We start from the raw sequence: 13,979 nt of genomic DNA on the forward strand, positions 1-13,979 counted from the left end.
GGCCGCCAAGAGGTTCATCCAGCGGTGATTGCGGCATGCCCGCCTATTGCCTGACGGCGGGCACCGGCCGCACCAGCCAGGCCGCCAGGGCCGGTAACAGCAGGATGGCGCCCCAGACATTGACCAGGAACATGAACGCCAGCAGCACCCCCATGTCGGCCTGGAACTTGAGGATGGAAAACACCCAGGTGGACACGGACACCGTCATGGTCACTGCGGTGAACAGCGAAGCCGTCCCTCGCTGCTTGAGCGCTTCGACAAACGCTGAGCGCAGGTCCAGATGACGTGAGTGCATCTCGTGCTTGATCCGCTCGAACAAGTAAATGCCGTAATCCACGCCGACCCCCACCCCCAGCGCCACCACAGGCAAGGTGTTGACTTTGAGGCCGATGCCCAGCAACGCCATCAGGCCGTTGCACAGCACCGTGACCAGCGCCAGCGGCAGGATGATGCACAGGGTGATGCGCAGCGAACGAAAACTCAGCAGGCAGAGCAAGGTCACCGAACCGAACAGCGCGAGGTTGACCCATTTGTCCGCCGCCGCGACCGCCTCGTTAGTCGCGGCCATGACCCCGACATTGCCGCTGGCCAATTGAAAGCGCAGCTCACTGCCGTCGTGGGTGGCCTTGAACGCCTTGATCCGCTCGATGATGCGGTCGATGGTCGAAGCCTGGTGATCCTCGGTGTATAGCGAGATCGGCATGGCGGTGCAGGTGGAGTTCATCAATTCGTTGCCAAGACGCGTGGCGAACCCCACGCCCTGGGCGATTTGCGCGCGCTCCTCGGGAATGGTCCGCCACTTGATGAAGGTTTCGGCATAACCCTGGGTGATCTGCCCGACATAACCGGCCAGCCCACGCACCGTACCGATACCCGGGGTCTGTTTCATGTCGAACTCGAACTCTTCGACCTTGCCCAGAATATGCCGGTCGACACAGGGCGACTCGTTGCCGCTGGCTTCTACCACCACCTGCAACAGATCGACACCGATGGCGAAACTGCGGGTGATCATGGCCACGTCCTGGTTGTAACGCGAGTCGGCGCGCAGCTCCGGAACGCCCTGCCCGGTATCGCCAACCTTCAACTTGCCGGCCTGCCAGAGGCCGACGCCGAGCAACGCCAGCGCGATCAGGATGACCGGTATGCTGCCTTTGCGGGTGGCCAGTACGCCAATTCGCTCCCACAGCCGGTTGCCGGCGGTTTCCTTACCCCGCAAACGTTCGGCTTCCTTGGCCGAGAACCCCATGTAAGACAGCAGGATCGGCAGCAGCAGTTTGTTGGTGAGGATCATCAGGCTGACCCCCAGGGTGGCGGTGATCGCCAGCTCGCGGACCATCTCGATCTGCACGAACGCAATCACCAGAAAACCCAGGGCATTGGCCAGCAGCGCCATGGCCCCCGGGATGAAGAGCTTCTGGAAACAGTTGCGCGAGGCGGTAATGCTGTCGTGGCCACGCAGGGTTTCCAGTTTCCAGGCATTGGTCATCTGCACCGCATGGGAGACGCCGATGGAGAAAATCAGGAACGGCACCAGAATCGACATCGGATCGAGCGCCAGGCCCAGCAGCGGCAGCAGCCCCAGCAGCCAGACCACCGGCACCATGGCGCATATCAACGCCCAGCACGTCAGCATGCGCGACCCGCAATACCAGTAGAGCAGCAGCGCGGTGATCACGAAGGCCACGGCGAAGAACAGCAACACCCCCGCGGCACCGTCAGCGATATCCCCGGTCGACTTGGCGAAACCAATGATATGCACGCTGATGCCCTCTTTCTCGTGCTTGGCGCGGATCGCTTCGAGCGCCCTGCTCACACCCTGCAGGTCGAGGCGTGCACCGGTGTCTGGGTCCACCTCCTGCAGGTTCGCCACCACCATCGCCGCGCTCAAGTCATTGGCGACGATACGCCCGACCCAGTCCGACTTAAGCACATTGTCACGCACGGCCTGGAGTTGCTCGGGGGTGCCAGTGAAGTCGGCGGCGACAATATTGCCGCCCCGAAAGCCGTCCTCCACCACCTCGTTGTAACGTACGTTGGCGGTAAACAGCGAAGTGACCGAGCTGCGCTCGACGCCCTTGATGTAGAACACTTCTTCGGTGACCTGGCGCAGGCTGTCCATGAACCTCGGGTCGAAGATCTCGCCCTTTTCGTTCTTCAACGCCAGCAGCACTTTGTTGGCGCCGCCGAAATCCGTCTGGTACTTGAAGAAGGACTGCATGTATTCATGCTGCAGCGGGATCATCTTGGAAAAGCCCGACTCCACCCGCAGCTGTGTGGCGGTAAGGCCAAACAAAAGCGTCAGCAGGATGAAAAAAATCAGCAGCGGCCGACGCACGTGAAAAATCCAGTAGGACACCCGACCGACCAGACCCTGGGAAAAGTTGTGGCGGTCGAGCACCTGATCGTTGGCCACAGGTTCGAGCCCCCGGCTGTCGTGGTATTTGCTCATAGAAACCTCAATTGGCTGTCACTTTCGTCAAGCTCAGGTGCTGGACGCCGGTCTCGCCCACGGCCAGAGCGCCGTCGGCCACCGCAACGATCTGGGAGAGCCCGCCATGAGCGGCTTTGCTCAGGGAAAAACTGCGGCCATCGTCCTGGCTGAGCGCCAGCAACCCGGCATTGCCGACCAGGGCAATACGCCCGTCGGACAAGACCTGGCCGCCTTGGACGGCGACCTTGACCGACAGGGGGATCAACTGCCAGCTTTGCCCCTGATCGCTCGAGCGATACAGGTTGCCGCGCATGCCGAAGGCCAGCAGCGCCCCGCTGGGAGTCTGCAGCCCGCCGAAAAAAGAGCCCTCGTAGGGCGATTGCAAGGCTTCCCAGTTCTGCCCCAGGTCACGCGAACGCAACAGGGTGCCGGACTCGCCGAACAGGAACAGGTCGGGCCCCGCCTTGAGTACCTTGGCAATGTGCCGATCGAAGTCCTCGTTCAGTACCGTTTTCCTGCTCCAGCTCGAGCCGCCGTCCAAGGACTCCAGGTAGTGGCCGAATGCGCCATAGGCGACGAAATGCTGGCCGCCCAGGTGGGTCACGCCGAGCAGCGAATCATGACCAATATCCTCCACCGGGATCGCCGTCCATTGCTGGCCGCCGTCGGTGGTACGCAGCAGCGTCGCGCCATGCCCGACGGCAATGCCCAGGCGCTCGTCGGCGAAAGCCAGCCCTGTCAGCGTACGATCGGCCGGGGTGCGAATGGCCTGCCAATGCCCACCGTCGTCCGTCGAGCGCAGGATCCATCCGCGCTCGCCCGCGCTGAACAACTGGCTGCCGACGCGCTGGATATCCAGCAGGATGATCCGCCCCGGATCGATCGATGCCTGGGGCAAGCCAGGCGTCTCGGCACGTACGGCGGATGCAGCGATAAAGACTGCCCACAGCAACCCGCGAATGGGCTTTGCAAAAATAGCCATTGGCCGCTCCTCTCTTATTATTGGGAATAGACGACCCGCTACCGGGTCGCCTTGAGGCTGCATGAGGGCTCAGTGGCCAGCGCGACGCAGGGCATCGGGTTGGAACTCAGCCTGGCGTCCCTTGATGCCGAACTTCCAGGGCTGCTTGACCTCGTTGTCCAGACCCGACGCCATGTAGTTGCCGTTGCTCAGGTCGTGCCAGATATTGGCGCGGTACCAAGGCACGCCGACGTCGTAGAACTGGATCAGCGGATGCACACCGATACGCCACAGCTGGCCACGGGTGTCATAGGCGTCTTCGATCAGCAAGGTCCAGCTGTCCTCGTCGAGGTACATCACGCGCTTGCCGTAGATATGCTTCTGCCCGGCCTTGAGGGTGCCTTCCACAACCCAGGTACGGTGCAGTTCATAGCGCATCAGGTCAGCGTTGACGGTGCCTTTTTGCAGGATGTTTTCGTACTTCAGCGACTTGTCGGACAACTTGTAATTGTTGTACGGAACATAGATTTCCCGCTTGCCGATCAGCTTCCAGTCATAGCGGTCGGGGGCGCCGTTATAGCCGTCGTACTGATCGGTCACCCGCATGCTCTCGGTGCCGTCGCTGATGTTGTCGTAGGCCAGGTCCGGGGCGCGGCGCACACGGCGTGCGCCGGCGTTGTAGATCCATGCCGAACGCGCCTCCTTGACCTGGTCTACCGGCTCGCGCACCAGGTACACCGTACCTTGCAACGTGGCCGGTTCCAGGAAGTAGCCCAGGAAGGAGAACAGATGGTTGTCCACGCTGCGGTCCATGTTCTGGTCGAACACCCGATTCTCGCGGAAACCCACCTTGTAGAACTCGCCGCCGCTGCGCACCGGGAACCAGTGATAGGTACGATCGAAGCCGCCGCCCAGGTAGCGCACCAGATGGTTCCAGATCGCCTCCTGGCCATTCTTCGGAATCGGGAAGGGAATGTTCGAGCCATTGAGGTTGCTCAGGCCGAAGCCCTGCAACTCGACCTGGGTGGACTGCGCCTTGGCTTTGGCCGTGACTTCGGCAGGCAATGCCGCGGTACGTCGGGTCTGGTAGATCGGCATCTTGAAGTTGTCGTACTTCTTCAGCAATGCCAGGGTGCCAGGCGTCAGCTTGTCCTTGTACTGGTCGGCATTGGCCGCGGTGATCGTAAACTGCGGCTTGTCCTGCGCAAACGGATCGATATACCCCTGCTCCGGCTTCCAGCCCGCGGGAGGCGACGTCAGGCCGCCCTGCCAGGCCGGAATGCTGCCATCGGCATTACCGGCCTTCTCGGCCCCCACCGGGGTCAGGTCGTTGCCAAGGCGGGCCGCCTCGGCTTCGGTCAATTTGGCGAAGGCATCGTTGCCCCCGACCAGCAGCGCGACGGCAATCGCCAGGGTCCGCGGAATGCGGCAAGTCTTTATTGTTTTCATGCCTTGTTCCTCATCAGAACTTGTAGCTGTAATTCATCGAGTAGTAGTCCCGATCGCGCAATGGGTCATACTTGGCGTCGTTGTTGAACGTCACATAGTTGAACTCCAGGCTGTGGGCCTTCAGGTAGTCGAAACGCACCCCGGCGCCAACGGTAAAGCGGCCTTCGTTGAACTGGCCGTCCATCGAAACCCCTTCCACGTCCTGCCCCAGGAACAGACTCGGATAGGTACTGACCCCAACGCCCAGCAGGTCCGGGTATTCCAATTGCCCGCGCACACGGTAGCCCCAGGCGAAATCGGTGATGTAACCGTCGTCCTTGCAGCCGTCGGGTTGCCGGTTGACCGGCGTACCGCAGAGGTTGCCGCCATAGCTGGCCGACGAGCCCGGTCCGAAGATGAAGCCGCGGCCATAGCGGATGTCGTCGTCACCCTGAGGGATGTCGTTCCACTGGAAGGCGACCTCGGCCACCACCTGCAGGTTCGAGGCGCCCAGCACGTTGGGGAACAGGTTGACGCCGTTGATCTGCAGCTGGGTTTTCTCGAAACGGTCATAACCGCGGATATAGGCATCCGGGCCCGCCGCACGCGCCTGCTCGCCTTGCGGCCCCACCCCCTGGACAGCAGCGCTGAGCAAGTCGTTACCGTTGCGCTGCACTGGTGTATTGGGCGAGTAGCTCAGCTCCGCCCCGACCGACCAACTGGCCAGGGTGGTGGCCGCGCTGAGGCCGTACAGGTGGATGTCCTCCGGGTACTCCCAGAAGGCCGTGGTCGAGGTCGCGCCGAGCGGCAGGTTTTCATGGACTTCCACCGGGTTCAGGAAGGGTGGCCGTGCCCCTGCGGGGATCCGCCCCCAGTCGCCGCTCTGGGCGGAAATGATCGGTGTGCGCGAGTGGATCGTCATCGCATAGGCGCCGATCTCGGTATCGATCGACTCGACCAGATAGTGCAGGGCCACGCCCCATTGCCCCGAATCCCGGGCATCCTTGCCGCTGCTCAGTGGAACATTCAGGCCATTGGTGAAACCGGTCGGGTTGTTGACGCTGGGCAGCGAGGTCGCCATGGTGCAACCGCCCGGATGGGTCGAAATGATGGTTTCGGTGGTCGACCAGTAATTGCCGCAACCCTCGACGACCGTGGGCTCCCACTTGAACTGATAGAAGGCCTCCAGCGACAGCCCGTCGCTGATGCCGAAGCTGCCGGAGATCATCCCCACCGGCAATAACGCTTCCTTGACCTCGGTGCCTGGGCGGCGCAGCGAAGGCACGTCGATCGGGTTGATCTGGTTCAGGCCCTGGACGAAAACGCTCTCGCCCCAGTTCAGCACCTGACGTCCCAGGCGCAGCTGCAACGGCCGCTCGTCCACGTAATAGGTGTCGTAGACATAGGCGTCGAGCAAGTAGATGCCCTTGTTCTTCTGCAGGTCCTCGAAACCGTCGTCGGACAGTGGCTTCTTCTGGTAGCCGTTGGCCTGGTTGCCGAAATGCACGTCTTCGTCTTCCAGGGCCTGGTCATACCAACCCTTGACGCGAACCATGCCGCCCAGGTCGCCGTTGTGCATGCTCAGTTCAGTGAGGAACTTGCCGATGGTGGAGAAACGATCGCCCCGATCGTAATTGAGGTTGCCGCCGTCCGTATTGGAGCCGCCAAGACCGTCGGTCTTGCCGATCACCTGACCGTCGAGCTGGCTGTACAACCCGTTGTCGCGCCCTTCGGCCCGCCAACTGCTCCCGATTGAAAGCGTGGTATCGAGACTCCCCGACCAGCCGCTATCGGTATCAAAATTGAAGGCCTGCGCCTGACCGGCACCCGTGCCAAGAATCCCCAGCACGACCGCCTGACCAAGCGTGTGCCGGATAACGTCTGTTTGTGGCGTATTTATTCTTATCATTGCTCACATTCCTGAATAATCCCGACTCTATGGGTAAACCCACCAACTCCTGGCGTCTTGGAATCCCTAGAAAAATCTCCCTCTTCAACCGCTCGACCGCTAGAAACTGGCCCCTCCAGTAAACAGCGAGCGCATAGCCGTTACCCCTCCCGAAATGGGAGGGGGGGGGATAGGTGTGAAGGGATAGCGAAATCAAGAACAGGCCCCAGCGGCGTCGGCGCACAAGCGCCTGACATGATGCCAGCCGACGGCCAAGGCCGCAGGCAGCTCAGGGTCCGAGAAAAGCTGTGCTATGCACAGGCCGACACCCGTCGGCCGGCCTGTACTGTCGGCAACCGGACAGACCGGCCGGTACCGCCCCTGGGTATCACCTGGCGATCCCGCTCAAGGACGGCGAGCAACCATGGAGAACATACTGCGATTGCCTGTCCCGCATTACGCTGGCGCAGGCAATCTGCGGGTCATGGGCAAAAAACAACCGGCAACCTTTGGCCACCGCGTAATCCAGCAACCGTTCCTTCTCTTCGATCAGCAGTTCCGGGTTACGGTCATACCCCGTGGTGAGCGGCAGTTGCAGCCAATGACGCGCAGGAACCAGGTCCCCGGCGAACAGGACCGGGCCGCCCGGCATGGCGATTTCCGGATGCAGTTGCCCTGGCGTGTAGCCATCGCTGAAGTGGAAGCACCAATCGCTGCCGAGGAAGTCGCTGGTAGCGTCGTCAAGCAGATCCAGGCGGTTGCTGGATTCGAGCTGCGCCAGAACCTGCGGAAGAAATGAGGCCCTGTCCCCGGGATGCGGATGGCGCGCCCGACGCCATTGCCGCTTGCAAACGATGTAACGGGCCCTGGGGAAAAGGATCCGCGGCACACTCCCCTGCTGGGCCGTCGCCAGCCGTTGCGCTGAAGGCCCGACGCGTAAATGGGCAAGCACGACCGCGTGGATATCCTCCTCGCCAAGCCCCACCTGCGCCAGACTGCCGAGCAGTCCCCGAGGGACACGCTCCTGGCCATGCCCCATCAAAGGCGGCGGTGCCAGCAGGGCCTCGCTGCCGGCGACCACCAGCGTGTTCTTCCCGCGCCCCTGAACGAGCAGGACCCGACCGGCCAGCTCGATCAGGTTGTCGCTGTCGGGCTTGAACCATTGCGCCCACTGCGCCCGCGGCGTACCGCCGAACACCACGCCGCCGTCATGCAGACAGGCAGGGCCTTCCAATGCAGACAGGGTGAGTATCGTGTTGTCCGTGCCAGCCCCCAGGCGACTATCGCCACCCAAGGACTCGAACGCTGGCGAAGGCCGCCTATCAATGATCCTGCCCATGCTCAACCGACATGCCGGGAGCTGTCCCGCCAGAACGGTTCACGCAGTTCGTTCTTGAGCACCTTGCCCGCCCCGGAAAGCGGTAGCGCTGTACGGAATTCCACTCTCTTGGGAGCCTTGTAGCTGGCGATCCGCTGCTTGCAATGCGCGATCAGCGCCTCGGCGTCTGGCGCGCTCCCGGGCTTGAGCACGACCACCGCATGCACCGCCTCGCCCCACTGCGTACTGGGAATCCCGACCACTGCACACATGGCGACATCCGGATGGCTGCTCAGGGCATTCTCGACTTCAGCCGAAAAGACGTTTTCGCCCCCGGTGACGATCATGTCCTTCAAGCGATCGACAATGAAGATATAGCCCTCTTCGTCCATCCTGGCCCCGTCGCCGGTGCGTAGCCAGCCATCGCCCGGCAGGGCTGCCTGGGTCTGGCCGGGGTTGTTCAGGTAACCACTCATCATGTTCGGACCCCGTACCACCACCTCGCCGACGCTGCCACGCGGCACCTCGCGACCATCGCCATCGACAATCCGGACTTCCACCGCCCGGGTGGCACGACCGCAGGAACGCAGCATGCCCGCGGCAGCGGCCGCCGCCGTATGCTGGGCCGGACCTAGCACCGAAACGATCGGGCCCATCTCGGTCTGGCCATAAGCCTGGAACAGTTGCAGTTGCGGCAATAAAGACTGCAGCCCCCACAGGGTCTGCTCTTGAATCGGCGAAGCGCCGTACACCAGGTGCTGGAGCGAGGAAAGGTCATAGTTGCCCACCTCGGGGTGGTTGATCAGCAACTGGATCATTGTCGGCACCAGCATGGCCACCTGGATACCGTGGCGCTGGATCGCCATCATCGCTTCGTCCGGCAGGAAAGCGGGCAGAATCACATGGGTCACGCCTTCGAGCACGCCGACATAACCGGTAGACATGTCGGCGAGATGAAACATCGGCGCCGCGCGCAACATGATCGCCTCCGGCGGCACCAACCCTTCGGCATCCAGAGCAAGCTGGCTGCTCCAGAAAGCCCTGTGGCTGATCATCACGCCCTTGGGGAACCCCGTGGTGCCGCCGGTATAGAACACACCGAGCAACGCACCGCCCCCGCGACACGCATCCTCGACGGGCGACGCCTGGGCCAGTAGTGCTTCGTAGCCATGCATCCCGTCCGGTGTGGCACCCTCGCCGACGTAGATAAGGTGACGCAGGGAAGCGACCTGATCGCGCATCTGCAAGGCCACATCCTTGAACGTCTCGTCGACGAACAAGATCGAGGTTTGCGAGTCATTCAATGCATAGGCGTTCTCTTCCGCGCTCCAGCGTGTATTGCAGAGATTGAGGACGGCGTCGGCCCAAGGTACGGCGAAGCAGTATTCGAGGTAGCGGTCGGAGTTCAACCCCAGCATGGCGACACAATCGTCGCGCTTGACACCCAGCTCACGCAGCGCCCCGGCCAACCTCGCCACACGCTCGACAAATTGCTGCAGGCTGCGCCTGCGATCGCCGCAGATCGTCATCAGGCGCGTGGGCGCACGCTGGAGGTTACGGTGCAGGGGCTGAGTGAAGTACATGGTATCTCCTGGGTTACAGCTATTATTGTTGTCCTTGCCTTTTCGGCAGGAGACGGCAGCGCCTGGCGCTTGCCGCCTTGATGCATGAGGTTTCTTACAGCGTGCGAGCGATCAGCTCTTTCATGATCTCGGTCGTGCCACCGTAGATCCGGGTCACCCGCGAATCGGCCCAGGCCCGGGTGATGGGGTATTCCCACATGTAGCCGTAGCCGCCGTGCAGTTGGACGCAATCGTCGATCACCCGGCATTGCAGTTCGCTGAGCCAGTACTTGGCCATTGAGGCGGTCGCCGCATCCAGCTGTCCCTGGAGAGAAAGCTCGATACAGCGGTCGATGAAGACCCGGCCGATCTGCACTTCGGTCTTGATCTGGGCAAGCTTGTGACGAGTGACCTGGAAGTCGAGAATCTCCTTGCCGAATGCCTTGCGCTCACGGCAGTAATCCGTGGTCCACTCCAGCGCCGTCTCCGCCATTGCCGCGGCGCTGATGGCTATCTGCAGGCGCTCCCAGGGCAGTTCCTGCATCAACGCGGCAAACCCGCCACCTTCCACGCCGAGCAGGTTATGCACCGGCACACGGACATTGTCGAAAAACAGCTCGCCGGTGTCCTGCGCCTTCAAGCCTACTTTCTTCAGGCGCTTGCCCTTGCTGAAGCCGGGCATCGCGCTATCGACGATGAACAGGCTGATGCCCTTTGCCCCTGCCGAGGGATCGGTCTTGGCGACGACTATCACCAGGTCGCAATGCATGGCGTTGGTAATGAAGGTCTTGGATCCGTTGATCACATAGTGGTCGCCATCGCGCACGGCAGTGGTACGCACGCCCTGCAGATCAGAGCCGGCACCCGCCTCGGTCATCGCAATGGCGCCGATCATCTCGCCGCTAGCCATCTTGGGCAGGTAGGCCTGTTTCAGGTATTCGCTGCCATTGTGCAGGATGTAGGGGGCAACGATCTCCGAGTGCAGGTTGAGCCCCATGAGGTTGGCCACCCCGAGACGCATGCACTCCTCGAACAGGACCACACTGTAGAGCTTGTCGGCACCAACGCCGCCATATTCCCCGGGAATGCTCGAGCAGAGGAAACCTGCCGCGCCAGCTTTCTTCCAGATCTCGCGGTCAATAAAGCCTTGCTCTTCGTAATGCTCGTAGTGAGGCAAGACCTCCTGCTCGATGAAACGCTGTACGGATTCTTTGAACTGCAGGTGCTCTTCGCTGAACAGGGTACGTGGAATACTCAAAAGGTGGCTCCCGAAAAGGTCCAGGCGGGCACGGTTTCGCCTACGCCGTTCTTCAGCACCCTATCGCAAGACCACCCCTGGCAACCCTCCCATTTCGGGAGGGGTGCGCAGCTCACCGCGCCAGCGGTTCGGAGCAGTCTCCCTGGGCGACGACCTCTCGCGCTAATCGACCAATCCGGCTTGCCGCGCCTTGCTCACCGCGTCCTCGCGCGAGAAGGCGCCGAGCTTGCCGAAGATATTCTTCAGGTGCCACTTGATGGTCCCGGGCGACAGGTCCAGGACCCTGGCGATGCTCTTGGTCGACAGCCCACGGGCCAGATGCCCGACAACCTCGAGCTCTCGCGGCGAGAGAATATCGCTTGCCCCCGGGCGCGCCCGGCCGCCCTCGTCCAGCTCGCCGGAAACGCTCTGCGAGTCGGCGGCACGCATCAGGCAATGCCTTATGTAATCGCGCTCCAACGGGGTCAGCACCTTGTCCGGCAGCGATTGCAACAGGCTCAGCCCTGGCGCCCCTTCATCCAGGAAAACCCGAAACATTCCATATTCACAAGCGCTGCGCAGCGCCACCGACACATGGCGCTGCGCCTCATCCGGCTCGTTCAGGAGCGTTCTCGCGATAGCGGCCCGGATCCGCAATACCGTAGCCGGTTGTAATTGCCCACACTCCTGACAGATGAGCGCCCAGTTCTCCCCCACCTCCGACGCACACCGGTAATCACCTTCAGCCAGGGCCAACGCGGTTTGCGCCAGGGCACGGGCCAGGGGAATCTCGGCCCAGGCGCAACCGCGCTTGTCCAGATAGGGCATGGCCAGGACGCTCAGCCGCCGGAAAGCCTCGCGGGCCCGCGGCAGATCCGGCTGATGGCAGGCAATGCGTATCTGCTCCGCAAAACGCCACGCCTGAAGGCGGTCCAGCCCAATGTTTTCAGCGATCTCGCCGAGTCGCTCAAGCGTCCCATGAGCCGCCTCCACCCTCCCCGCGGCACATTGCAAATGCGCCTGGGCAAGGTGAGCAAAGAGCACACAGTCCGCCGTTCCCAGGACTTCAGCGACTTCGAAGCATTGCTCGACGTAACCCTCGGCGGCTTCAAGGCTGTCCAGGTGGTAACAGGTCAAGGCCAGGGTGGACTTGATGAGGATGGCGGCATCCTGTGCCAACGAAACGTTGCGCGTGATCTGCACGATGGCGGCCTCGAGGTCGCGCCGGGCCTGGTTCATGTCGCCCTGGACAAAAAAACTCAGGCCACACAGCGCATCAAAAAAAGGCCGTGCCCTGGGGCCCTTCGCTTGCTTGAGCAACCCCCGCTTGCTGTACACCAGATCACGCACGCTCACCGGGCGACCGGCCTTGAGCAACACCATGCCGGTCAGGGTATAGAGCATCAGCAAATGAAAGCTGCGCTGGCTCGGCGGATGCGCTATCAAGGGTTCGAGCAGTGCCAGGGCGTGCGCTGTGTCGTCGCGCCGCAGCAGATACATGCCACGCAACAACCGCAATTCAACCTCTATCTCCGGCCTGCCGGCGTCAGGGTGTGCCTCGATCGCGCCAAGCGTCACCTTGAAACGTTCCATGCGATTGCACGTCAGCTCGGCCCAGCCGACCACCAGGAGCAGATCGATCTGGCTGCCCCAGGCCTCGCGCGGCAACTCGTCGGCCAATTGCAGCAACTGCGCGAAATGCGCATCGCTGATCAAGCCCCGCGCCGCCCGCGCCAGCAGTTGCACGCTGCCGGCAAGATCATTGGCCGCCTGGGCGTGGCGAATGGCTTCGACATATAGGCCCTGATCGGCGAACCACTGGCTGGCGGCCCGGTTGATCCGGTTCACCTCCCGCTGCGGCAGCTCATCGCGGCGCCGCTGCAGATACCCGGAAAACATCTGGTGGAAACGCAACCACTGGGTACGCCCCTCAAGGTCGATCGGCAACAGGAAGAGATTCTGCTCGAGCAGGATATCAAGCACCGCGACGCTCTCGGGGTTGCCCGTCAAGGCCACACACAACTCGCGGTTGAATCGCCGGCAGGTCGAAACCTGCACCATGGCGGCGATTTGCTCGGGGCACAGCACGCGGCTGATGCAATCATCGAGATAGGCATCGATGCCCACCCCGTCGACCGCGATGTTCGTATCGCGGCTGGCGCGGAAGTTGTGCTCGAAATCACCGCTGTGCCGAAGAGACAGGACCCCTATCTGCAAGCCCGCGGCCCAGCCGTCAGTCAGCTCATACAGGCGCTGTTGCTGCTTCGGGGACAGGCTGTCGAGACCATTGAGTTCGAGCAGGCTGAACTGTTCCTCGGCCGTCAACCGCAAGTCGGAGAAATCGATCTGGGTCAACTGCCCCTTGATACCCATCGCCAGCAGGCCAAGCGCCGGGCGCTGGCGCGTGGTGATCAGCAGATGAAAGTTGTCCGGCGCCAGCTCGATCAGGCGCTGGATCATCGTCAATGCCGGCTGCGCGGTAAGGAAATGCAGATCCTCGAGGAACAGGCAGATGGAACGCGGATGCTCGTAGAGGGCATTGATCAGCAGCGACAGCAGAATCTCCAGCGAGCGCTGGTCCGTGCGCTCACTCAGGCCGATCATCTCGTCGCCGACCGCCAGCCCCGCGGCCCCAAGGCTGGCGACCAGGTAGGCCGCCCATAACGCGTCGTCGTCGGGCCCCAGGTTGAACCAGGCGACGTCATGACCGGCACGGATCAGGCGCTGCCGCCATTGCGCGCTCAGCGTGCTCTTGCCGCTGCCCGCCGGCCCCAGGATCAGGGTCAGTTTGCGCTCGCGCCCGGCCTCGAGCAGTTCCAGCAGGCGTTCACGCTGCAACGCCCGTGGGTCGACGCGTGGCGGAGACCATTTGGTGCGGATGAGAATGGTATTAGGGCACTTCATAAGGCTGACGAACCAATGAATGATACATGTCACGCTCGATGCATTTTAGCGCGACAGCGCTCCTGCGTTAGAAAAGAGGAGATGATCGGAGCAACGATCTACGCCCTGGCAATCAGGAACAAGTGGCCATCACCGATCACGTGCAACTGCGAATTGGCAATCCGCCTGGCCAGCAATCGCATGTCGGCCAGCGTAATGAGCGGATCGTCATCAGACAACAGGGTCGCGACATGCTCCAGGGATCCTTCCG

At 62.2% G+C, this 13,979-nt stretch carries 8 protein-coding genes and 1 pseudogene; all 9 read right to left on the reverse strand.

Annotation, left to right across the window (positions count from 1 at the left end; translation table 11 throughout):
• Nucleotides 1–43 precede the first annotated feature (43 nt).
• Nucleotides 44–2,449, reverse strand: coding sequence for an MMPL family transporter (locus AC07PQ_RS03805; RefSeq protein ID WP_007929282.1), 2,406 nt, complete (start codon nt 2,447–2,449; stop codon nt 44–46).
• Nucleotides 2,450–2,456: 7 nt separating this feature from the next.
• On the reverse strand, nt 2,457–3,413 hold the full coding sequence (locus AC07PQ_RS03810; protein WP_007929280.1) for a WD40/YVTN/BNR-like repeat-containing protein: 957 nt from the start codon (nt 3,411–3,413) through the stop codon (nt 2,457–2,459).
• 69 nt (nt 3,414–3,482) lie between these two features.
• Nucleotides 3,483–4,841 carry a DUF1329 domain-containing protein gene (locus tag AC07PQ_RS03815; protein ID WP_007929278.1) on the reverse strand — a complete coding sequence of 453 codons (1,359 nt, stop codon included), beginning with the start codon at nt 4,839–4,841 and terminating at the stop codon, nt 3,483–3,485.
• A gap of 13 nt (nt 4,842–4,854) precedes the next feature.
• Nucleotides 4,855–6,729: a DUF1302 domain-containing protein gene (locus AC07PQ_RS03820; protein ID WP_007929276.1), complete on the reverse strand. Its 1,875-nt coding sequence runs from the start codon at nt 6,727–6,729 to the stop codon at nt 4,855–4,857.
• 367 nt (nt 6,730–7,096) lie between these two features.
• Nucleotides 7,097–8,047 carry an MBL fold metallo-hydrolase gene (locus tag AC07PQ_RS03825; protein ID WP_493184401.1) on the reverse strand — a complete coding sequence of 317 codons (951 nt, stop codon included), beginning with the start codon at nt 8,045–8,047 and terminating at the stop codon, nt 7,097–7,099.
• 2 nt (nt 8,048–8,049) lie between these two features.
• Nucleotides 8,050–9,609, reverse strand: coding sequence for a long-chain-fatty-acid--CoA ligase (locus tag AC07PQ_RS03830; RefSeq protein ID WP_493184400.1), 1,560 nt, complete (start codon nt 9,607–9,609; stop codon nt 8,050–8,052).
• 94 nt (nt 9,610–9,703) lie between these two features.
• Nucleotides 9,704–10,846 carry an acyl-CoA dehydrogenase family protein gene (locus tag AC07PQ_RS03835; protein WP_493184399.1) on the reverse strand — a complete coding sequence of 381 codons (1,143 nt, stop codon included), beginning with the start codon at nt 10,844–10,846 and terminating at the stop codon, nt 9,704–9,706.
• Nucleotides 10,847–11,008: 162 nt separating this feature from the next.
• Nucleotides 11,009–13,729 (reverse strand): winged helix-turn-helix domain-containing protein, encoded by a 2,721-nt coding sequence (locus tag AC07PQ_RS03840; RefSeq protein ID WP_493184398.1) that lies wholly within the window; start codon nt 13,727–13,729, stop codon nt 11,009–11,011.
• Between the two features lie 29 nt (nt 13,730–13,758).
• A pseudogene (locus tag AC07PQ_RS03845) lies at nt 13,759–13,950 on the reverse strand (poly(3-hydroxyalkanoate) depolymerase); the annotation flags it as partial.
• Nucleotides 13,951–13,979: the final 29 nt, after the last annotated feature.

It is taken from the genome of Pseudomonas sp. GW821-FHT09E12 (assembly GCF_059416085.1).

Coding starts and splice junctions, on each gene's coding strand:
- AC07PQ_RS03805 (WP_007929282.1), bottom strand. CDS start 2,449: ATGAGCAAATACCACGACAGCCGGGGGCTCGAACCTGTGGCCAACGAT.
- AC07PQ_RS03810 (WP_007929280.1), bottom strand. CDS start 3,413: ATGGCTATTTTTGCAAAGCCCATTCGCGGGTTGCTGTGGGCAGTCTTT.
- AC07PQ_RS03815 (WP_007929278.1), bottom strand. CDS start 4,841: ATGAAAACAATAAAGACTTGCCGCATTCCGCGGACCCTGGCGATTGCC.
- AC07PQ_RS03820 (WP_007929276.1), bottom strand. CDS start 6,729: ATGATAAGAATAAATACGCCACAAACAGACGTTATCCGGCACACGCTT.
- AC07PQ_RS03825 (WP_493184401.1), bottom strand. CDS start 8,047: ATGGGCAGGATCATTGATAGGCGGCCTTCGCCAGCGTTCGAGTCCTTG.
- AC07PQ_RS03830 (WP_493184400.1), bottom strand. CDS start 9,609: ATGTACTTCACTCAGCCCCTGCACCGTAACCTCCAGCGTGCGCCCACG.
- AC07PQ_RS03840 (WP_493184398.1), bottom strand. CDS start 13,729: ATGAAGTGCCCTAATACCATTCTCATCCGCACCAAATGGTCTCCGCCA.